The 21,329-nt window shown below is 37.0% G+C and carries 16 protein-coding genes and 1 pseudogene; 8 read left to right on the forward strand and 9 right to left on the reverse strand.

Translation table 11 applies throughout. From position 1 onward, the window contains the following. The first annotated feature begins 1 nt into the window (after position 1). From ASC84_RS04240 to gltP, 3 genes are all read left to right on the forward strand, one after another. The gene (locus tag ASC84_RS04240; RefSeq protein WP_056512080.1) at positions 2-1,135 is read left to right on the forward strand and encodes an ABC transporter permease; all 1,134 of its coding nucleotides are present in this window, start codon (positions 2-4) and stop codon (positions 1,133-1,135) included. After that, positions 1,128-2,237 (forward strand): ABC transporter permease, encoded by a 1,110-nt coding sequence (locus ASC84_RS04245; RefSeq protein ID WP_056512083.1) that lies wholly within the window; start codon positions 1,128-1,130, stop codon positions 2,235-2,237. The genes ASC84_RS04240 and ASC84_RS04245 overlap by 8 nt, the downstream gene beginning before the upstream one ends. A 277-nt stretch (positions 2,238-2,514) precedes the next feature. Next, positions 2,515-3,804, forward strand: coding sequence for a glutamate/aspartate:proton symporter GltP (gltP, locus tag ASC84_RS04250; RefSeq protein ID WP_004724381.1), 1,290 nt, complete (start codon positions 2,515-2,517; stop codon positions 3,802-3,804). Positions 3,805-3,940: 136 nt separating this feature from the next. Here gltP and ASC84_RS04255 read toward each other — a convergent pair whose 3' ends face one another. From ASC84_RS04255 to ASC84_RS04280, 7 genes are all read right to left on the reverse strand, one after another. Next, entirely contained in the window at positions 3,941-4,354 is a 414-nt protein-coding gene (locus ASC84_RS04255; RefSeq protein WP_056512087.1) for a hypothetical protein, read from the reverse strand. 64 nt (positions 4,355-4,418) lie between these two features. Next, complete coding sequence (locus ASC84_RS04260; protein WP_004724385.1) at positions 4,419-4,829, reverse strand: hypothetical protein; 411 nt, start codon at positions 4,827-4,829, stop codon at positions 4,419-4,421. Positions 4,830-4,833: 4 nt separating this feature from the next. Further along, positions 4,834-5,364: a hypothetical protein gene (locus ASC84_RS04265; protein ID WP_056512091.1), complete on the reverse strand. Its 531-nt coding sequence runs from the start codon at positions 5,362-5,364 to the stop codon at positions 4,834-4,836. 330 nt (positions 5,365-5,694) lie between these two features. Continuing rightward, a complete protein-coding gene (locus ASC84_RS23470; protein WP_004724391.1) occupies positions 5,695-5,820 on the reverse strand; it encodes a KGW motif small protein in 126 nt (41 codons plus the stop codon). Between the two features lie 124 nt (positions 5,821-5,944). Then, positions 5,945-6,439 carry a hypothetical protein gene (locus ASC84_RS04270; protein WP_056512132.1) on the reverse strand — a complete coding sequence of 165 codons (495 nt, stop codon included), beginning with the start codon at positions 6,437-6,439 and terminating at the stop codon, positions 5,945-5,947. Between the two features lie 85 nt (positions 6,440-6,524). After that, positions 6,525-10,358: a phosphoribosylformylglycinamidine synthase gene (purL, locus tag ASC84_RS04275; RefSeq protein WP_056512133.1), complete on the reverse strand. Its 3,834-nt coding sequence runs from the start codon at positions 10,356-10,358 to the stop codon at positions 6,525-6,527. 185 nt (positions 10,359-10,543) lie between these two features. Beyond that, positions 10,544-11,284, reverse strand: coding sequence for a hypothetical protein (locus ASC84_RS04280; protein ID WP_056512094.1), 741 nt, complete (start codon positions 11,282-11,284; stop codon positions 10,544-10,546). Between the two features lie 493 nt (positions 11,285-11,777). Here ASC84_RS04280 and ASC84_RS04285 point away from each other — a divergent pair, with 493 nt between their 5' ends. From ASC84_RS04285 to ruvB, 4 genes are read left to right on the forward strand one after another with little or no spacing between them, the layout of a single operon-like run. Further along, positions 11,778-13,118, forward strand: coding sequence for a deoxyguanosinetriphosphate triphosphohydrolase (locus ASC84_RS04285; protein ID WP_056512097.1), 1,341 nt, complete (start codon positions 11,778-11,780; stop codon positions 13,116-13,118). After that, entirely contained in the window at positions 13,118-13,780 is a 663-nt protein-coding gene (locus tag ASC84_RS04290) for a hypothetical protein (RefSeq protein ID WP_004724401.1), read from the forward strand. Before ASC84_RS04285 ends, ASC84_RS04290 begins: the two co-directional genes overlap by 1 nt. 9 nt (positions 13,781-13,789) lie before the next feature. Further along, positions 13,790-14,392, forward strand: coding sequence for a Holliday junction branch migration protein RuvA (gene ruvA / locus ASC84_RS04295; protein WP_004724404.1), 603 nt, complete (start codon positions 13,790-13,792; stop codon positions 14,390-14,392). Between the two features lie 17 nt (positions 14,393-14,409). Then, positions 14,410-15,411: a Holliday junction branch migration DNA helicase RuvB gene (gene ruvB / locus ASC84_RS04300; RefSeq protein WP_004724408.1), complete on the forward strand. Its 1,002-nt coding sequence runs from the start codon at positions 14,410-14,412 to the stop codon at positions 15,409-15,411. Positions 15,412-15,516: 105 nt separating this feature from the next. On the opposite strand, the gene ASC84_RS04305 is transcribed toward ruvB, so the two are convergent. Then, on the reverse strand, positions 15,517-17,706 hold the full coding sequence (locus ASC84_RS04305) for a TonB-dependent receptor (RefSeq protein ID WP_056512100.1): 2,190 nt from the start codon (positions 17,704-17,706) through the stop codon (positions 15,517-15,519). 821 nt (positions 17,707-18,527) lie between these two features. Between ASC84_RS04305 and ASC84_RS04310 the strand changes: the two genes are divergently transcribed. Further along, entirely contained in the window at positions 18,528-19,937 is a 1,410-nt protein-coding gene (locus ASC84_RS04310; RefSeq protein ID WP_004822659.1) for a short-chain fatty acid transporter, read from the forward strand. Positions 19,938-21,221: 1,284 nt separating this feature from the next. Here the strand turns inward: ASC84_RS04310 and ASC84_RS22130 are convergent. Further along, positions 21,222-21,329, reverse strand: a pseudogene (locus tag ASC84_RS22130) (IS5/IS1182 family transposase); the annotation flags it as partial.

Consider the following 21,329-nt stretch of genomic DNA (forward strand, 5'->3'; position numbering starts at 1 on the left):
CATGTGGACGGGCATGTTAAGAGAGCTTCAATATTTGCTCAAGCATAAATGGGATTTATGCTTAGTCACACTTGCCCCGCTCTTTGTGATTATTTTATTCAGTAGTATGTTTTATGCAGGAAAAGCTGAACATTTACCGATTGCAATTATTGATCAAGATCAAAGTGAACTCAGTCGCAATATAGAAAAGTATCTTAGTCATAATCACACGCTTTCAATCTACACTGTATCAGACAATCCCAATGAAGTTGAACATCTGCTCAATCAGACCAAGATTTGGGGATATGTGCATATTCCAGCAGGTGCTGAACAACGTATGGTTCAAGCACAAGATGCACAGATCAGTATTGCTTTTAATCAGTCCTATTTTAGTATTGGCAATGGGATCTCTTCAGCGATGCTTCTCTCTACGGTTGAAGCGATTGCTGATTTTGCAAAGAATTCTTATTTTGAAAATAAAATTCCTTATGCTGAACTTTCCACAGCAAATATAAAAATTTCTCCCCTATTCAATCCGAATCTCAGTTATGAGTTCTATTTAGAACCCTTTATGATTCCAGCAATTTTGCACTTATTGCTGTGTTGTTGTGTAGCCTTTGCTGTGGGTCAAGAATTGAAATACGGTACCTTAAATCAATGGGTCCAAGGCAAGTCTGTATTGAGTGCGCTTTTGGCAAAAAATATGGTCTATGTGTTAATTTTCTGTTTTTGGACTTGGGCATGGTTGTTTTGGCTGGTGGTGATCCGAGGTTGGTTCATTGCTGGCAGCCTATGGATGATTTTACTTGGACAATTCTTACTTTATTCATCCTATGCACTGATCAGTAGTACAGTCGTTCTCGCAACTAGAAATTTATCTAAAACTTTTGGATTTATTGCAGTCTATGGTGGCTCCTCGCTGAGTTTTGCAGGCGTAACGCTTCCCTTAAATAATGCACCAATTTTTACCAAATTTTGGGCCAACATTATTCCTTATACACCTTATGCGAAATTACAAACTGAACAATGGGTTGTTGGCAGTCCTAGTTTTATTTCGATGGTTCCTTTAGCTATCCTTGCCGCATATTGTATTTTCTATTTTGCATTATCAAGTTTACTCCTCAATAAAAATTTAAAGGGAGCAAAACATGATTAAATTCTTTAAAGAACTCGCTCGATACTATGTAGACACTTTTAAAAATATTGGGAAAAACTCGTCTATTTTGACCACCATGGTGCTTTCAGTATTTTTTTATAGCATTTTTTATCCCACAGCCTATAAAGCGCAAACGGCTGAAAGCTTACCGATTATTATTGTAGATGAAGAACAAAGCTATCTGAGCAATACCATCATTACTGAAGTTGCCAAAAGTCCCAATGTAAAAATTACTGAAATTACTGGAAATTTTGAACAAGCAAAACGTATGGTTCAAGAGCAAAAAGCCGATGGTATTTTATTATTACCTGAGAACCTATCCAATAGTGTGGTTCGAGGTGAAGCTGGTGGTATTGGTTTATATTTAAGCAGTGCTTATTTTCTTAAAACCAAACAGATTGGTTTAGGCTTAGCCACGGCAATTGAAAATGCAGTGGCAGAACAAGCCGAAAGGTTTGGCAAAATTTCACATTTCCAAGTCGCCCTTCCAATCCATCAAATTCCGTTGTTTAACACGCTTTCAGGATATGGCAGTTATATCTTTCCTGCAATTGCACCGCTGATTATCCATCAGACTATTGTTCTGGGCTTGTGCATGTTGATTGCTGGGTATCGTGAGCAACGATGGCGAGCCACAACCGCTGAATTTCTTGGAATCTATCTAGCAGCACTCACGATTGGCTGCCTCGGCTGCTATTATCTATTTGGTTTCACTTACTGGATCAATGACTACCCAAGAGGTGGCAATTTCTGGGGCATGCTGTTTTCTGTTCCGATTTTTATTAGTTGCGTGATTACAATGGCAATGCTTTTAGCCAGCTATCTAGATATTTCAGAACGTGCTGGACATCTGATCGTTTTCACCTCAATTCCATTATTTTTACTCTCAGGTACAGCTTGGCCCCTGCAAGCAATGCCGACTTGGATGCAGTATTTTGCTCACCTCTTCCCGTCTACTCAAGGAATTAACTTATTTATTCAGCTAAATCAAATGGGTGTGCCGATTCAGGTGATTATTCCTAAGTTAATTTATCTTGTATGCTTAACAGGAGTTTTGATGATATGGGCATATATACGCCTGACCAAAACACATAAAAAATAAGAATAATTGTGTGAAATTTAATTTATATAATGAATTAAAATTAACAATAAAATCGAATATTTTAATCAAACTGAACTATTTTTAATCATTTGAACGCATTTTTGATAAAAAAGTTAGTACTGCTGACGCAAATAGCGTCAGAATAGGCCATTTTCGAAATACTCTGAATACTCAGAATCTCCCACCCTAAGGCACCCACATGCTTTAGCGGGATTTCTTTTGTGTTTTTTTGATAGAGTTTTCCTTTTCGCCAAAATCTGAATTTTAAGGGCTCAGTATGAAGAAAATGAAAATTAGCCTCGCTTGGCAAATTGTTATTGCGCTCTTCTTAGGTATTCTTGTTGGTGCTTTTTTGCACAACGCACCTGAAATTCGCGGTGACATCATTGCAAACTTTTTACAACCATTGGGTAAGATTTTCATCAATCTGATCAAAATGATTGTAATTCCACTTGTGCTTTCCATGCTGATTTTAGGAATTGCCAATGCGGGTGACAGTAAAAGTGTCGGTAAACTTGGTTTTAAAACCATTGTTTATTTTGAGATTATTACGACAGTTGCAATTATTGTAGGCTTAGTTGCTGCCAATGTATTCCAACCTGGTGCAGGCATTGATATGTCTACACTGACAACCTCTGATATTTCGCAATATAAAGAAACGACACAGGAAGTCAGCCATGAAGCTCATGGCTTAGTGAATACAGTTCTTTCACTTATCCCACCGAATATTTTTGCTGCAATGGGTGATGGGCACATGTTGCCGATTATTTTCTTTGCAGTCATTTTCGGTATTGGTCTAGGTTCATTGTCTAAAGAAACCAAGCAACCGTTAATTGACGTGTTAAAAGCTGTTTCTGAAACAATGTTCAAAGTAACGCACATGATCATGATGTTTGCACCGTTTGGTGTATTCGGCTTGATTGCAGCGACTGTTGCAAACTTTGGTTTTAGTTCATTATTACCGTTAATTAAACTAGCAGTTTTAGTTTATGGGGCAATTTTGTTCTTTATCTTTATTGTGCTTGGTTTTGTGGCTAGATTCTGTGGTTTCAGTATCTGGACAATTATCAAAATCTTAAAAGATGAACTTATTCTGGCCTACTCCACTGCAAGCTCTGAAACCGTTTTACCACGTATGATGGAAAAAATGGAAGCTTATGGTGCGCCTAAATCAATTACCAGTTTTGTTGTTCCTATCGGTTATTCATTTAACTTAGATGGTTCAACACTCTATCAAAGTATTGCTGCCATCTTTATTGCGCAACTTTACGGTATTGATTTAACCATCACTCAACAGCTTGTTTTGGTCTTGACCCTGATGATTACCTCTAAGGGTATCGCAGGCGTTCCTGGCGTGTCTTTCGTGGTTCTATTGGCAACTTTAGGCAGCGTGGGTATCCCACTAGAAGGCTTAGCATTTATTGCGGGTATTGACCGTATTTTAGATATGGCTCGTACTGTATTGAATGTGATTGGTAATGCACTTGCTGTTCTCGTGATTAGTAAATGGGAAGGTAAGTTCGATACTGAAAAACAAAAATCTTATAATTTTGATGCCACACATTAATTTTTAAGATCAGAAAAACCACCTTCGGGTGGTTTTTTTGTACATGCTTGACTGAGATCACCTCCCTTTTAGACTGCATTCAATTCCACCAATCGCTCAAAAGATTGAATATATGATATGCAGAATAATTAACCTTCTAGCATTGATAAGGGTACTGTTTTAATGGCGTTTTACCTTTCTTTAAAATGATTTTAATCTGCGCTTTTTTACCTACATCGACAAATTCTTGGGTGATATAGCCATCTTTTGCAAGGCATAAATTCCAATCGTACACTTGCACCCCATGAATCATTAAGCTTTCAACTTTCCATTGGGCCTGTTTTTCAAAATTCACTATCCCCAATTTGTTTGTGAACTTTTCATCATACTGGTCATCTATTTTTGCAGGATGTACTGCCGTTACTAACACGACTTTTACATCAGAAATTGCTACTCCCTGCTCATTTACAACAGTCACAGTCACTTGAGGCTTCTGTGTTTTATATATCGGATAACAACTACTTATACTTAAAGAAATCAGGATTGGTACTAGAAATATGCTTCTTTTCATAAACTCATCTATTTAAAAATTTTTTGATTTTTCTAAATTAATTTTGACATGTGGGAAATTATAGTCACCTTATTCTAAGTGTATTGTTCTGGCATTTTTGATTCACTTTTGGATCTTCTAATCTTTCTAAATGTATATCAAAAATACTTTTATCTGAAATACTGTAATATTGCTTTTTATAGCCTTGTTTAGATACACAGAGCGACCATGTATACTTTCTATCCAACCCCATATTCAGTGCAAAAGATCTATTGATATCAAAATACGCTTTGCCATTTTTAGTATATTGAGTCTTGTAGTTTTTGATCGTTTTACCCTCTTTAACTGTCGTCGTTAAAACGACATAAGCAAGATCCACCATTTTCCCTTCAGAATCTTTTACAGTTACTTCAATTTCAGGTATGGTTTTTTCTATATATGGATAACATGCGCTAAGTGAAAATAGTATTGGTATTAGAAATATAAATCTATTCATTCATTTACCTTGTATATCCACAGCTCAACTTTGAGTTTCCTTGTGGTGTTTCATCTAAAGCGTTCTCAATATTCCAATCATCACCCACAACCTTACGTAAATGATAGAGCACCGTTGTCGGTGTACCCTTAAATACAAAATAGTAACCATTGGATTGAGTTTTACCCGATTTATATTTTTGTAATGCAATTTTGATCAGTTGTGATCCAAAAACATTACTATCTACGGCTAAGTCATCCTGTTCAGTATGTGCAGTTTTATAATAGCGATAACCTTGCACACCATAATATGTATTATTACCAACAATCATCGTCTGTTTAGATTTATTCAGCTTTACATTTTTCTGCCCATCACGGCTAAAATCTTGTAAAAGTACAGCTATTTTACTTTCAGGATGTTGAAAAAGTGCATAACAATTGATCGCTTTAGTATCGATAAGCGTGTCTATCTGAATATTCTGAGCATTTACCAATTGCGTAAAAATCAAACCAACTATTAGTAAACTTATTTTATTTATATTCTGAAACTGTTTCATAGGTTATTTTCCAGCAGTCGTTTGCGAAAGCAATAAGTTTTATAAGGACTCTAAAGTCACGATTAGGTCATTTATTTTTATGAAAAAAAATTATAAAAATTCATAATAGACTTCTTTCATAAGTCCTTTTTAAAACCATAAATCAACATAAAAGCACCCTCATCCTAACCTTCTCCCATAGGGAGAAGGAACTTTCAATTCCAATATAATTCACTTCACATGATCATTTTTTGATTCATGAAATATCTTTAATACACAAAAACCACAATAAAGTGGCTTTTGTTATTAGCATCTAAAATTATCAATCAGAGAATGTACTCGCATCTTTAGCTATGCAATTAAATATGCACTGAGAATAATCAGCATTTGTACAACTAAAATAACACTAAACCATTTCCAGCCTTTTTGGCGAAGGATGACCTTATCTGCTGTTGAATAATTGACTGTTCTTATCATTTTATCACCTCATTCTTGCTACATCATGGAACATTTTTGGGGCAAAACATTGGTCTTTTAATAGACAATGTATAACATGCAAAAAATAAACCAACCCTAAAAGTGTAACAATTTTCCAATACCTTCATTGATGTTCATTCGAGGCTTCCCAGTAAAATTTTTTTTGTTCTAATGACAATGAGTCAATCAATTTTCTTTGTTGAACCCATTCAATATGAGGAAAACAATAACCATCCGACTCAGCAAAAAAACGCTGACCTTTTTGATCTATCAACTCGACTTGCACACAAAAATAATCCCCATATAACGTCGAGGCCTTTAAAAGATGATCGCGATCGAAGTCAATTTTAACCATGGCTACACTTAAATCAGTCAGAAATTTATGATGGATACTTAAATAATGAACTAAATATTTAGAGAATTTTTGATGGACTTTCTCTAAAAAAATACCGTTAATGTCATGGTGTTGATTCAACAATTTAAAAGTAAAACTCGATGTATTTAAATGCCTTGCATGGGTATACAGTACGCTTATGCCCCAAAAGCCATAATAATCATGATAGCGATTGATAAACTTATCCAAAATAACTCTTGTCACATCCAACAGTCTTTTTTTCATTTTTAGTAAATATGCAATATTTTCAATCATCATAGATTAAAAAAGCCCCTTACGGGGCTTTTACAATTCATTGGTCTAGATCTAATTAACCAATAAACTTACGTGCATTACGGAACATACGTAACCATGCACCATCTTCTGTCCACTCTTCAGGTTTCCAAGAATGTTGAATTGCACGGAAATTACGTTCAGGATGCGGCATCATAATCGTTGCACGACCATCTTTTGAGGTCACCCCAGAAATCGCCTCAGGAGAGCCATTCGGGTTCAATGGGTATTGTTGAGTTGCATTACCCAAGCTGTCTACATAACGTAAAATTACTTGATTACCCGCATTTAACGCAGCAAAGTTTTCAGCAGAAGTTTCTGCACGACCTTCACCATGTGCAACAGCGATTGGTAAAATAGAGCCTTCCATACCTTCTAGAAGAATCGATGGAGATTTCTCAACTTTCACATTCACAACACGTGCTTCAAATACTTCTGAAGTATTACGGCGGAAACGTGGCCAGTTGTCTGCACCTGGAATAAGTGGTGCAAGCTGAGCCAACATTTGACAACCATTACAAATACCCACAGAGAAAGTATTGTCACGGTTAAAGAATTTCTCAAATTGATCACGAAGTTTAGGATTAAACAGTACAGACTTGGCCCAACCACCACCAGCACCTAAAACATCGCCATAAGAGAAACCACCACAAGCAACCAGCCCTTCAAAGTCGTCTAAATCTACACGACCTGAAAGTAAATCACTCATGTGAACATCAACAGTATTAAAACCAACTTTATCGAATGCCGCAGCCATTTCAACATGACCATTCACGCCTTGTTCACGTAAAATCATCATGTTTGGACGGCGTTCATTGATATATGGTGCTTCAACAGGCTCATTTAAATCAAAAGTTGGTAATGCAATTATACCTTTATGGTTTTTATCACCAATTAATGCAAATTCTGAATCAGCGGTTTCTACGTTATCACGTAAACGTTGAATTTGATGAGACACTTCAGTCCAAGCTTGTTGCAATTCAGCACGATCAAGTACCAAACCGTTCACTGACAATTTATCAGAATCATTGACAGTACCAACAACGCGAATCGCTTCTTTTAAACTTGAAGTTGCAACTTCATCTGTCAAACTTGCCCAGTCTGCTTTAGAAATTTGCAATACTGCACCAATTTCTTCGGCAAATAAGCTTTCAGTAGATTGATCTTCAAGTGCTACACCTAAGCGTGAAGCAAACATCATTTCAGCAACAGTTGCCAATAAGCCACCATCACCGATGTCATGATACGCCATGATCAAACCGCGATTATTCCAATCTTGAACCAATGCAAAGAATGCTTTGAACTCATCAAAGTTATCAACATCAGGTGTAACAGAACCAATTGCCTTATACACTTGTGCAAGGATCGAACCGCCTAAACGGAACTGACCTTTAGATAAATCAATACGTGCCAGAACTGAATCTTCATTTTTCAATTCAGGTGTCAATGTTTTACGAACATCCAACACAGGTGCAAATGCAGTGATGACACCAGACATTGGTGAAGTCACAGATTTATCTTCGCCTTCGTCATTCCAAGTTGTACGCATTGACAATGAGTCTTTACCCACTGGAATTGCAATACCCAATGCTGGACACATTTCCATACCGATGGCTTTTACACCTTCGAATAATGCTTGATCTTCACCTTTTTGACCTGCGGCCGCCATCCAGTTAGCAGACAGTTTAATATCACTGATCTGTTCAATATTGGCACACATGATATTGGTGATGGACTCAGCCACGGCCAAACGTGCCGAAGCAGCAGGATTTAACAATGCAACAGGAGGACGCTCACCCATTGCCATTGCTTCACCGGTATAGCCTTGTAAGCTTGTTGTGGTTACCGCAGCATCCGCAACTGGCACTTGCCAGCGGCCCACCATCTGATCACGCGATACCATACCCGTGATTGAACGGTCACCAATGGTGATTAGGAATGATTTTGAAGCCACTGTCGGGTTTTTCAATACACGGAAGATCGCATCTTTTAAATCAACTTTAGATGCATCAAACTCATCACCTTTACGTTGAATCGTTTCGTATGTACGACTCATACGTGGCGTACCACCAAGCATGACTTGCATTGGCATATCCACTGCTTTGTTTTCAAACAATGGATCGTTTACAGTCAATTGACGTGCTTCAGTCGCTTCACCCAATACAGCAAATGGGCAACGTTCACGTGCACAAATCGATTCAAATAACTCTAATGATTCTGGTTTGATGGCAAGTACATAACGTTCTTGCGCTTCATTTGACCAGATTTCCATTGGCGACATGCCAGGTTCAAGCGATGGGATTTTACGAAGATCAAGAGTTGCACCCAATTCGTGATCATTCACAAGTTCAGGCATTGCATTGGAAACACCACCCGCCCCCACATCATGTACAGATACGATCGGGTTAAAGTCTTCCATTCTCCAACATGCATCAATCACTTCCTGACAACGACGCTCCATTTCTGGGTTTTCACGTTGTACAGAAGCAAAATCTAGGTTTTCACCCAATTTACCGCTATCTACAGAAGAAGCTGCACCACCGCCCAAACCAATGAGCATCGCAGGACCACCCAATACAATCAGTAAATCGCCGGGCTGAATTGCATCTTTTTCAACATGGTCAGGACGAATATTCCCGTAACCACCCGCAATCATAATCGGTTTATGGAAACCTTTTACTTCGCCATTAACATTTTGCTCAAAAGTACGGAAGTAACCATTTAACGCAGGACGACCAAACTCGTTGTTAAATGCTGCACCGCCTAAAGGACCATCAATCATGATCTGAAGTGGTGATGCCATACGAGATGGTTTACCGTAGTTTTCTTCCCAAGGCTGTTCAAAACCTGGAATATTAAGGTTAGAAACCGTAAAGCCCGTTAAACCTGCTTTTGGTTTACCACCACGGCCTGTTGCACCTTCATCACGAATTTCACCACCAGAACCTGTCGCAGCACCTGCAAATGGAGCAATTGCGGTTGGATGGTTGTGGGTTTCCACTTTCATAAGAATGTGGGCAGCTTGGCTCTTATATTTATAAATATGGTGACCCGTGGCTTCATCTTTTTTCGGATAGAAACGCTGTGTGTCAAAACCAACAATTACAGAAGCATTATCTTTATATGCTGACAAAACATCTGTAGGTGATTCTTTATAGGTATTTTTAATCATTTGGAACAATGATAATGGTTGTTTTTCACCATCAATTGTCCACTCTGAACCAAAGATTTTATGACGACAATGTTCTGAGTTTGCTTGAGCAAACATCATCAACTCGATGTCGTGTGGGTTACGCCCCATCTTATTAAATGCAGCGGTTAAATAGTCAATTTCTTCATCTGACAAGGCAAAGCCAAATTCAGAGTTTGCTTTAACCAGTGCATCTTTGCCTTGCCCCAAAATATCAATTGAGTTTAAAGGTTTAGGCTCAGTTTCAGAGAATAAAGCTGTTGCGTCATCAATTTTATTGAAAACGCTTTCTGTCATACGGTCATGTAAAATTTGTTTTACTTCATCAGAGATTTCAGAAATCCCCTTTAAAGTAAACAAAACACCGCGTTCTAAGCGGTGTACAGGTGTATTACAGTTGGCAAAAATATCCGTTGCCTTAGATGACCACGGTGAAATTGTACCGACACGTGGCGTGACTAAAATCTGGACTTCGTCACTTGCAGCCTGACGAACTTCAAACGATGCGCCATCGTTTAAAAGCTGTAAAGCAGATTGCTGTTGTTGCTCGTTGAGCGTTTGGTCGAAAAGGTAAACCCATTGGCTTTCTATTGATTGAACAGAACTGATCGACGCAAGGCGTGTTAATAGTTGTGTTTGCTTAAAAGAAGAGTGTGCAGGTGCACCGGCAACGATAAACATGCTGTTTTTGGCTCCACGGGCAGGTTTTGGCAACCTACCTCAATGTGACTTGAAGAGAGCGCATATTCTACTGTGAAAGCAAGATTTCAGCTAGTCATATCCCACTTAAAAAACGCTGAAATCTTGGTTTTAAATATCCGATTTACTTTGACTTTCGTCTTTAAACATGATTCGTAACAATTGAATTATTGAGCTGTATAATGAAACTGACCCGTTTTAGGATCTTCTTTCGCAATGATTCCGCTTTTTTGATAAAAGACTTTTCCACAAGAAATCTCGGGATCGATTTCACCATCAATATCATAGGATAATCGGACATTGATATGTTCTAAATTTGGGTTTTGAGATGCAGAGTCAATGAAAAATACATCTAAACTTTCCATGTTATAGCACACATAGATTTTTTCAGGGTGCGAGTTTTTATTCAGATCAATTGTATACGTATGATCCGCATTTTGAGTCATTCGATCAAGCTTGAGGGCCACCGCATTAACCAAATCGCCACTTTTATTGATCGCATACGCATAGTTTGCCGTATCATTTTTATAAGCTTCGTTGCAGTTTTTAATTGGTTGCCCAATCTTCACCTTGCTAGGCGTAAGATCCTCTATTGTAAATTTAGCTTTTCCATTCAACATACTGCTTGGTAAGATGCTCCAATACTGTTTATTTTGCGCATTTGGATCATCTGTCCAAATACAATTATTTGTCAAATGACCATCTGGCGTTTCTTGAAAAGCAAAAGTCGCGAAAGCTTGATCTACTGCTTCAGGCTTCGCAGGAAAGCTTTCTTCGATTTCAGCTTTGCTCACTTCAATCTTTTTCTGAGTTTCGATTTCTTTGTTTTGATTAGATAGATTTTTATCAGTTGGGCTACACGCTGTGAATAAAATAGTCATAATTAATAAGAAGAAATTTTTATTCATGCTTTACTCTATTTCTTAAATGATATAAGGATAATGTTTATTCATTTTAACTGTTTATAGGGATAAACATATTAACTTTAATCTTTGAAATTTTCCTATTGTTTGGACTATCTAGATTATAAATTGGTTTACTGGTCATTCAAAAATTTACTGCTCAATGTTTAGTGGATAGAAAAGATCAAAAATTAACAGGCGATTGTATTATTGGATAATTTTTAGGTCATGGTGAACAGCTTTTAATTCGCCTTGATTCTGAAAAACCTGATTATGGCTCTGTTGTTGTCGTGAATCCAATTACAGCAAGAGATGATTGGTTTAGTGTTGAAGCCAACTTTTGTAACTTCATTGTGAATTATTTTAAATATAAGGGTGAAAAATACTGGGAAAATATTTCTCAAATATAAACCTACCAAGACAACTTATGTCGCCCGCCCCTAGTACATTTTCAATAAATTTGGCATCATACGATTAACGAAAGAATGAATAATGATAAATGACTCAAATGCGTTGGTTAGAACTCCTTTCAACAGTTCGTTTAGGTAGTAAAAAGCAAAGTACAGAACAGGCACGAAGTCCATTTCATAAAGATTATGACCGCATTATATTTTCGCAAAGTTTTAGACAACTCAATCGTAAAACTCAAGTTCATCCACTGACCCAACATGATGGTATTCATACACGGCTCACGCACTCTTTAGAGGTGTCATGTATTGGCCGTTCTTTGGGAATGCTCGCTGCTGAAAAAATCAAAAATGAACTCCCCGTTTGGATCTCCCCAGCGGATGTAGGGGCAATTATTCAAGCTGCATGTTTGGCACATGATATTGGTAATCCACCCTTTGGACATGCTGGTGAATATGCGATTCGTGAATGGTTTGATGACGCTGCACATACAAATTTTTTACAAGACCTGAGCCCTGAACAACAAGCAGATGTACGACAGTTCGAAGGTAATGCCCAAGGTTTAAGACTGCTTACTAAAATTGACTATCATCCTCATGATGGAGGTATGCGTCTTACTTACGCAACGTTAGGAGCTTACTTAAAGTATCCTTGGCTCTCTAAGACCATCGAATCTCAAGGGAATACTCCTGCAAGCAAACGGGCTAAATTTGGCTGTTATCAAGCTGAAAAAGAAATTCTTAAACAGATTGCAGATCAACTCGGTTTAATTCAATTGGGTGAGTATCATTGGTGTCGTCATCCGCTGACGTATTTACTAGAAGCTGCTGATGACATTTGTTATGCCTTAATTGATTTAGAAGACGGTATTATTCTCAATATGCTCAGCTATGAAGAAGTTGAACCTATTTTTCTTGATTTGTTAGGAGATTATGGCGTTCCCACTGAACTTAGTATGCCGTATATGACTTGGCAACAAAAAATTGCAGCCTTACGCGGTCGTGTCATGAAACGGCTGGTAGATGAAGTAACCACTACCTTCGCAAAACAACATTATCAAATTTTGTCAGGACAGCTAAAAGGTTCGTTACTGCAATACTGTGCTGAGGATATTGAGATTGGGATTGATCGAGCAAAAAATCTTGCCCGTGAAAAAATATTTGAACACCCGCAAAAATCAGGTTTGGAAATTATTGCCCATCAGAGTTTACAGCATATTTTAGATGCCTTTATTCCCCTTACGACACCGAATAAAACATTAAGTTTTAAAGATGGTCGTTTACTGTCTATTTTAGAACGCTTTGGTGCACGCTTTAGTGATCATCACTATGACAATATTATGCAAGTCTTAGATATTGTGAGTAAATTTTCAGACCATCAAGCCTATAACTTAGCGCAAGAACTCCAAGGTAATAAAGTAGGATTCTTTTGATGAAACGGTTTGTAGATGATGGAATCACATTGAATAGATTTTCTCGGCAACCTATTTTAGTAGAATGTCCATTTTGTTTAAAAAATGCCACCGTCTATACGAAAAAAATTGATGATATTGATTTCGAGCAACCCTTTTTTAGTTGCCAAAATTGTTGTAAATCATTTGACCAAAAAGCCAAACAGGAAAATAACTTAGGCTATTTCTCTGGAGTTTATTTAGATATTGAAGAAACTTGTCGTTGTAAACGTGGAAAATTTCAGTTTCATCAATACTATGCAAAAAAGAGTTTTGTTCCTCAATTTATTGAATTGAATTGCAACTTTTGCCCAATTTCCAAACGGATCTATCCTAACCAATTTGATATACGCAAACAATTTAATCGCGGCTTCAATACAGATCCTTATTTTGGTTATTGCCTAACACTATGTGTAGCAACAAGAAATGGACTTGTTTTCGCCTATAATCAAGAACATATTAACTGTTTAAAAGATTATATTTCTGCAAACCTTAGACAAAGAACTTATTTAAATACCAATAAAACCTATTTTAATCGTTTACCTGCTTGGATAAAATCTGCCCGAAATCGCAAAGAAATTCTTAAAGCAATTTTGCGTTTAGAGCAAATGGCATCTACTATTCAACCATTAACAAATAAGTGAACAAACTCAATGATCGGATGTCTTATTGGTGAAGTCTTAGCTTTAGAAGCACCTACCGTACTTTTAAATGTAAATGGTGTGGGTTATGAGATCGATACCCCACTCTCAACATTTTGCCAATTACAAAAAGGTCAAAAAGTTACCCTATGGACACATTTAGCCGTCCGTGAAGATGCTCAATTGCTATATGGCTTCTCTAATGCTCAAGAAAAAACCATCTTTCGCACCCTGCTAAAAGTGAATGGTGTCGGTCCTAAAATGGCTTTAGGTATTCTATCTACACTCAGTGTCGAAATGTTGGTACACACTGTTGAGAATGGTGATGTTAAAACCTTAGTTAAAGTCCCTGGCGTTGGTGCGAAAACAGCCGAACGTTTAATGATTGAACTTCGTGATCGCTTTAAAGCCTTTGCTACAGGTACCACACCGAGTAATTCGACTTCAACTCAAATACAATTTACGGGCAATTCTGCTGTTGCAGAAGCTGAAGCGGCATTGCAATCTTTAGGTTATAAACCTTTGGAAGCACAAAAACTGATTAATGCCGTGAAAGCAGACTATACTGAAGCAAGCGACATTATCCGTGCTGCACTTAAATCCATGAATAAATAAGACAGATTAAGACACTCATGCAAGACCGTTTAATCAGTGGTGCTGAAAAACCCGAAGATCATTTTGATCGTGCCATTCGTCCAACCTCTTTGGATGACTATATAGGCCAACCTGTTGTACGAGAGCAAATGGAAATTTTCATTGGTGCTGCTCGTGGTCGTGGTGAAGCACTTGATCATACCTTGATCTTTGGCCCACCCGGTTTAGGTAAAACCACATTGGCCAATATTATTGCCCGTGAAATGGGAGGGAACCTTAAATCTACTTCTGGTCCAGTACTGGAACGTGCAGGTGATTTGGCTGCAATGCTGACCAATCTGGAAGAAGGTGATGTGCTATTTATCGATGAAATTCATCGCCTCTCTCCAGTAATTGAAGAAATTCTTTATCCCGCGATGGAAGATTACCAACTCGATATCATGATTGGTGAGGGGCCTGGTGCACGTTCGATAAAATTGGATTTACCACCATTTACCTTGGTTGCTGCGACAACACGTGCAGGTCTACTTACCTCACCTTTGCGTGATCGTTTTGGAATTGTGCAACGTTTAGAGTTTTATTCAGTCGAAGATTTGACTCATATTGTTGCACGTTCAGCATCATTAATGAATGTTCCCACAACAGCAGATGGTGCAAAAGAAATTGCTCGTCGTGCACGTGGTACTCCCCGTATTGCTAACCGTTTGTTACGTCGTGTTCGTGACTATGCACAAGTTAAAGGCACGGGTGAAGTCACTCAACACATGGCACAACGTGCATTGGATATGTTAAATGTTGATAAAGATGGTTTAGATACTTTAGACCGTCGTTATTTATCGATGTTATTAGAACGTTTTGATGGCGGCCCTGCTGGTGTTGAAGCTTTGGCCGCAGCAATGGCTGAAGATTCAGGCACGCTAGAAGATGTGATTGAACCCTATTTGATTCAGCAAGGTTATGCTATGCGTACCGCTCGTGGGCGTATTGCAACCAACCAGGCCTATTTACAGTTTGGGATGACGCCACCTGAACCAAAATAATCAACTCAAGGGAATATTGAATATTCCCTTGTTTCTCTTATGATTTTATATATAAAAGCCCTATACAAATAGGGCTTTTATAATGCTAATCGAAGATGGGTTTTATTAGAATTTAAACGTTGTGCTCAATTGAACACGGCGTCCCTCTTGAGTATTTTTATATCGATTGTAATAATCTGCGCCTACTTTCTGATAATCAACAAAGTTTTTATCAAAAACATTATATAAACCAACACCAATATCCCACTGATTATTGACATTAAAATTTGATCCCATATGCATCAAACCATATGCTTTAAAATCACCTAATGCATCATAAACTTCTTGGTTAACTACAGGTAGACTATTATAGTAGTCTGGTGTGAAACGCGCACGTTCACTCCGGTATTCGCCTCGCGCCCATAATTGAATTTTATCATCCGCTTGCCATTTTAATGATGCATTGACCATATGTTTAGGTGTATCGTTTAAAGGCGGATTACCATTCTTTTTGTCCTTAATTTCTGCCACTGTCCATGTATAATTCAAACCAAATTTCCAAGTCGGTACAAACTCCCAATTTAAGCCGGTTTCAACACCATAGATTTCTGCTTCTCGAGCATTGATCGGGCGAGTAACATTCCAAGCGCGTTTGTCAGTATCTCCAGATTGCATTAACCATGGTGTACCAAGACTAGCCATGAATTTTTCACAATCTGCTTTTACCTTAGCGTCCTTGGCATCACAGGTTCTCTCCACTGGTCCATTGACTATTTTATCTTGAATCTGACTAAAAAATGCTGTGATGTTAGCATCAAAATTAGAACCGTTATTAAAATAAGTACCCAGTTCAAAGTTATTACTTGTTTCAGGTTTTAAATTTGGACTACCAAAAAGAGGAGTCCGCCCCTGTCCACCAACATTATAAATTCCATTGGTCAGGCGCTCTAAGCGTGGCGCTTTATAGCCCTCGCTATAACCACCTTTAAACGTCCAATTGTCATTTGCATTCCAAACTAAATATGCTCTAGGTGTCCAAAAACTACCAAATGTATCATGGTTGTCAAAACGTAAACCCATGGTCAAAGCTAGATCAGGAGTAAGTGCCCACGTATCTTCAGCAAAAAGACCCAATTGCTGAAACGACACCTCCTTATTTACCCTTAATCCGTCTTTAATACTTGCATCCCACCATTGCCCACCAAGGGTAATATTGTGCCCTTTAAAATATTGAGTCGCCAATTTAGTATCAAAAATCATATCCTCACTTTCTAAAAGACGTGGGGTAATCACACTTGAACCTGCTTGAGCACGCGATGGAATAAGTCGACCAATGGTTTCGGTTTGAATATTACTTATACTTGATTCCAAGGTCCCTATTTTATTGCGCCATGTATGTGCAAGTACTAGCCGATCTCGATTAAACTCTTTTGTTTTATCATAACCACCATTTGCACCAAGCGTACCAAGTTGACTCTTACTGTTATCGTACCATTGCTCAGTTTTTTCATATTCTACGGAGAGGTCATGTTGCTTTGTTGGGGTAAGTGTTAAACGAGCACCAATTGTTTCTAAATCTGATTTGGTTGGGTTATTCCCCATGTTCAACTCTACTGAATTATCATTTACATCGAGATAACCCACATTGGATTGACTCCGTTGAGCCTTTCGTGCGCGAAGTTGCACTCCCAACAAATCCTTAATAATTGGACCAGTAATAAATCCATCAGCAGCACGTTGATTACCAAAATCAGAACTGTTTGGAAGTAAAGTCCCTTCTAATGTGATGGAGCCTGTCCATTCATTTGAAACTTTTTTTGTAATAATATTGACAACACCACCAATAGCATCAGAACCATACAATGTAGAAGCAGGTCCTCGAATCACTTCGATTCGTTCAATTGCTGAAACTGGAGGAATAAAACTATTATTTGACTCACCAAAAGCATTTGGTGCGATATCCCCAGTACTGTTCTGACGACGACCATCAATCAATACAAGGGAATACTCAGAATCCATCCCTCGGATACGTATATTTAAACCGCCAGTTTTCCCACCACCAGGGCTAATATCAACCCCCTCAACATCAACTAAAGCATCTGCAATTGAGTTTATACGTTTATCTTTTAGATCTTGTGCGGTGATCACAGTAATACTTGCCGGCGCATCTTTTAGTTTTTGCTCATAACCTGCTGCAGAAACAACAATTGTTGAAAGTTGTTGTGTAGCAGATTCTGTCTTGCTATTTGCAAACGCTGAAGTTGTTGTAATTCCTAAAAGTGCAATTGAAATAGGACGAAGGTTAAATTTACTCATAAATAGAATTCCAGTAGATGGACGACATAAACAGTTGAAAATAAATAAAACACCTAAATATGAATGATAAGAATTATCATTTGCAATAAAAAGAACACAAAAGATTGTAGCCATAGTAAAGAGATATTACATATTATTTTAACTAAAACTTAATAAAAACTTTTGTTGGTTTTAAAAGGCTTATTTAATTGCATTGATCTTATTAAAAATTTGCTATTCAAAACAAATAAGTTATTGTTAATATTTAATTTTATTATTTTATAAAATCTTCTTCGATACATCCTTTTTACTCAGAACTTAATAAAAATTCCTACACTCAATTGGCTGTTAGTAAGGTAGTTCAAAGATAAAAACACCAAAGCATCATATAGCTATGCTGCTTATTTAAACAATTACAAAAAAATAATTTTGGAATGAACGGGTTTCGTCGAGTGTTGAAATTATGAAATATAGAACGGATATTCAATTGCCATCTTTTATTTCACCCTGCAAATGCAGATTGACATACTCTTTTGATTAATGAGTTTTTCTTATTGTACGTTTAAAACTTTAAACTTATAAAAAAGCCAATTCAATGTTAATAACTTAATAAAAGGACAGTTGCTAGTTTTGACTGAGCAACACAAAAAAGGAATCAAATTGAGTGAACTTGCATGGAATGTGAGTTTAGAAAAAATTTAACAGTGCATATACCTAAAGCTCATTCGAGAGTCTTTTATACAAATATTCAAACTCACTGATATTGATCGTTATCGCCCGAAAATCAATATTTTCAACATGGATGTACTGGTTTCATAATCGAATAAATAGGATATTTAAATATGGATAACACTCAGAATATATTACAAAAATTTGCAATAAAAGTCAGTGATTGGTCAGAAAAATGGTTTCCTGATTCCTATATTTTTGCCCTGCTAGGCGTCATCATTGTCGCCATAGCTGCGATTGGAATAGGAGCTTCTGTTCAAGATGTCGCAATTTCATTTGGCAATGGTTTCTGGAGTTTGATTCCATTTACGATGCAAATGTGTATGTTGATTGTCGTTGGTTATGTGGTTTCAGTATCTAAACCCGTCGAAATGCTGATTCAAAAAATGGCTCAGATTCCAACATCTGGAAGAAATGCTATTGTTTTTGTAGCGACCGTCAGTCTGTTGATTTCACTGATTAACTGGGCCATGAGTACAGTTTTAACTGCCCTTTTGGTGATTGCATTATCCAAGCGTAAAGAGCTGAATATGGATTATCGTGCAGCTGCCGCAGCCGCTATTATTGGTATGGGAGCAACTTGGGCATTGGGTATTAGTTCTTCCGCTGCCCAGTTACAGGCAAACAAAGCGAGCTTACCAGAACCACTTTATAATTTAACTGGTATTATTCCTTTTACTGAAACGATCTTTTTACCACAGTCTATGATTATGACTGCCGTATTGATTATTGTATCAATTGCCATTGCATTCTGGTCTGCACCTAAAGGCAATAGTATAAAAACCATTGATGAATTTGATATTCATTTTGAAGATGAAAAGACCGAAGTTCAAAGTAAAAAACGCCCAGGTGATTGGCTGGAAAACTCTCCAATTCTCAGTATTTTAATTGTGGTTTTAGGCCTAATCTGGATGTTTAATGAGTTTACAAAAAGCAATCCGATTATTGCGATTTCCAGTTTAAACACTTACAACTTTATCTTCCTAATGCTGGGTATTGCTTTACACGGAACACCTCGAAATTTTTTAAATGCAGTTTCTAAAGCAGTCCCTGCGGTTTCTGGCGTACTGATCCAATTTCCACTCTATGGAAGTATTGCTTTTATCATGACAAGTGCAATGAACGCACAGGATTTATCTCTATCTCATTATATTGCTGAATTTTTTGTATCGATTGCATCCAAAGAAACTTTCGCAATTGTTATGGGGTTATATTCGGCTATTTTAGGCTTTTTCATTCCATCTGGGGGTGGTAAGTGGATTATTGAAGCACCTTATGTCATGCAGGCTGCACACGATTTAAAAGTACATTTAGGCTGGTCTGTTCAGATTTATAATGCAGCAGAAGCTTTACCCAATTTAATTAATCCTTTCTTTATGTTACCCATGCTGGGAATTTTAAAGTTAAAAGCCAAAGATGTTATTGGATTTACAGTTACTCAGCTTGTCTTCCATTTACCCTTGGTTTTATTCTTATTGTGGATTCTTGGTCGTACTTTAACGTATATGCCACCTACTTTTTAGAATTTAAGATGCTTTGTTGTACAAAGTTATTTAAACGGCTTATTCAACATAATCTTCTGTTGAATAAGCCGACAACTAAATTGATCATACCAAGAGTTGATCTTCTTACAAACGAGCTTTAATTAGTCAATCGTAGGAATGCATAGCAACATGAGCAATAAATTCGAATTCCAAACTCTAAAACTTATATAGAATCTAACAATATCAAGCAATAATAAGAACTAACAAACAAAACATTAAACTAATAGATTCAATAGGTTATATAAATTCAACTTTAATAAGCAATATTTGGAAATATTTAGCGGTCTATTTTTGGTCTACTATGGGTCTACTTTTACAAACTCAGATTTCTAGACCAATCTGAATATAATCAGCTAAAAATCCAGCTATGGTGATTTTCCCAATTGTTGAATGACACCTATGTTGTGGAAATTACAATGCAGATTTTGGGTGTATTTACTCTTGGATATACTTGTCACTAACCAATCTTGAGTAGGTCAGTGTTGATGATGGTGAATATTGGTTCCTATGTTGAAAGAGTGCGCACAATTAACATACCCTTATTGACTACACTTTTAGTGTGGTTATCTTCAGATACTCAAATTGTGAGTATCAGGTGTAGTGGAAATCACTATACCTTTACCAAAGATCCACAGAGATTATGAGGCTAGTTTAAAACTAGGATCGAATATAACCAACCGTTTTGCTGCGTTTTTATCCAAAATAAAACAAGATATACTGAATTTGACCATTGAAGAGAATGGTCAATAACTAGAAATGATGTCCAGTATTGCTCACTTAGGTGGGCTTTTTTTATTAAAACTCAATTTTATATACACGATACGCAAATGCTATTCTTATTTTTATTAGTTATAATTTAAAAAATAGGTATATCCCATAAATAGGAAAAAACATGACTCCTAATCAACTTAAGATTACCAAACGAGGAATTATGTTCTTCAGCATATTGTTTATTATTCAAATAGCTATGCAGACCTATAATTTTTCAAATGGTGGGGTTTTTAAACTAGATTGGTTATTCTTCTCTTTTATAACAATCCTTTTATGTAGATTATATTACCCAATTCAAAACTTTCTTAAAGAAAGAAATCTTTACTAATACTTATGAGGCTTTACCATTAAATCGCAATAAAGCCCTCACCTAAGAGCTTTACTCTTCGCATAATTCAAAGCTCTTCACTCATTGTAAAATGCACCGAATAATCATTGACCAAAAATCCAAATCATCTTTTTCTCTTTAAAACAATAGACTTCTTTCATAACTCACTTTTTACTCAGTTCTAAATTATAAATACCTGCAATCAAATTGAACCTTAAGCCAAGTCTTTTCCCTCTATTTCGATAACGCTCTGCAAGGATTTTGAAAGTCTT

This window comes from Acinetobacter sp. Root1280 (assembly GCF_001425285.1).
GTDB lineage: Bacteria > Pseudomonadota > Gammaproteobacteria > Pseudomonadales > Moraxellaceae > Acinetobacter > Acinetobacter guillouiae.

What these genes read in the sequence shown, in the direction of transcription:
- ASC84_RS04280 (WP_056512094.1), bottom strand. Translation starts at nt 11,284, where the DNA reads ATGAATAAAAATTTCTTCTTATTAATTATGACTATTTTATTCACAGCG.
- gltP (WP_004724381.1), top strand. Translation starts at nt 2,515, where the DNA reads ATGAAGAAAATGAAAATTAGCCTCGCTTGGCAAATTGTTATTGCGCTC.
- ASC84_RS04260 (WP_004724385.1), bottom strand. Translation starts at nt 4,829, where the DNA reads ATGAATAGATTTATATTTCTAATACCAATACTATTTTCACTTAGCGCA.
- ruvA (WP_004724404.1), top strand. Translation starts at nt 13,790, where the DNA reads ATGATCGGATGTCTTATTGGTGAAGTCTTAGCTTTAGAAGCACCTACC.
- ruvB (WP_004724408.1), top strand. Translation starts at nt 14,410, where the DNA reads ATGCAAGACCGTTTAATCAGTGGTGCTGAAAAACCCGAAGATCATTTT.
- ASC84_RS04270 (WP_056512132.1), bottom strand. Translation starts at nt 6,439, where the DNA reads ATGAAAAAAAGACTGTTGGATGTGACAAGAGTTATTTTGGATAAGTTT.
- ASC84_RS04245 (WP_056512083.1), top strand. Translation starts at nt 1,128, where the DNA reads ATGATTAAATTCTTTAAAGAACTCGCTCGATACTATGTAGACACTTTT.
- ASC84_RS23470 (WP_004724391.1), bottom strand. Translation starts at nt 5,820, where the DNA reads ATGATAAGAACAGTCAATTATTCAACAGCAGATAAGGTCATCCTTCGC.
- ASC84_RS04290 (WP_004724401.1), top strand. Translation starts at nt 13,118, where the DNA reads ATGAAACGGTTTGTAGATGATGGAATCACATTGAATAGATTTTCTCGG.
- ASC84_RS04305 (WP_056512100.1), bottom strand. Translation starts at nt 17,706, where the DNA reads ATGAGTAAATTTAACCTTCGTCCTATTTCAATTGCACTTTTAGGAATT.
- ASC84_RS04310 (WP_004822659.1), top strand. Translation starts at nt 18,528, where the DNA reads ATGGATAACACTCAGAATATATTACAAAAATTTGCAATAAAAGTCAGT.
- ASC84_RS04285 (WP_056512097.1), top strand. Translation starts at nt 11,778, where the DNA reads ATGACTCAAATGCGTTGGTTAGAACTCCTTTCAACAGTTCGTTTAGGT.
- ASC84_RS04240 (WP_056512080.1), top strand. Translation starts at nt 2, where the DNA reads ATGTGGACGGGCATGTTAAGAGAGCTTCAATATTTGCTCAAGCATAAA.
- ASC84_RS04265 (WP_056512091.1), bottom strand. Translation starts at nt 5,364, where the DNA reads ATGAAACAGTTTCAGAATATAAATAAAATAAGTTTACTAATAGTTGGT.
- ASC84_RS04255 (WP_056512087.1), bottom strand. Translation starts at nt 4,354, where the DNA reads ATGAAAAGAAGCATATTTCTAGTACCAATCCTGATTTCTTTAAGTATA.
- purL (WP_056512133.1), bottom strand. Translation starts at nt 10,358, where the DNA reads ATGTTTATCGTTGCCGGTGCACCTGCACACTCTTCTTTTAAGCAAACA.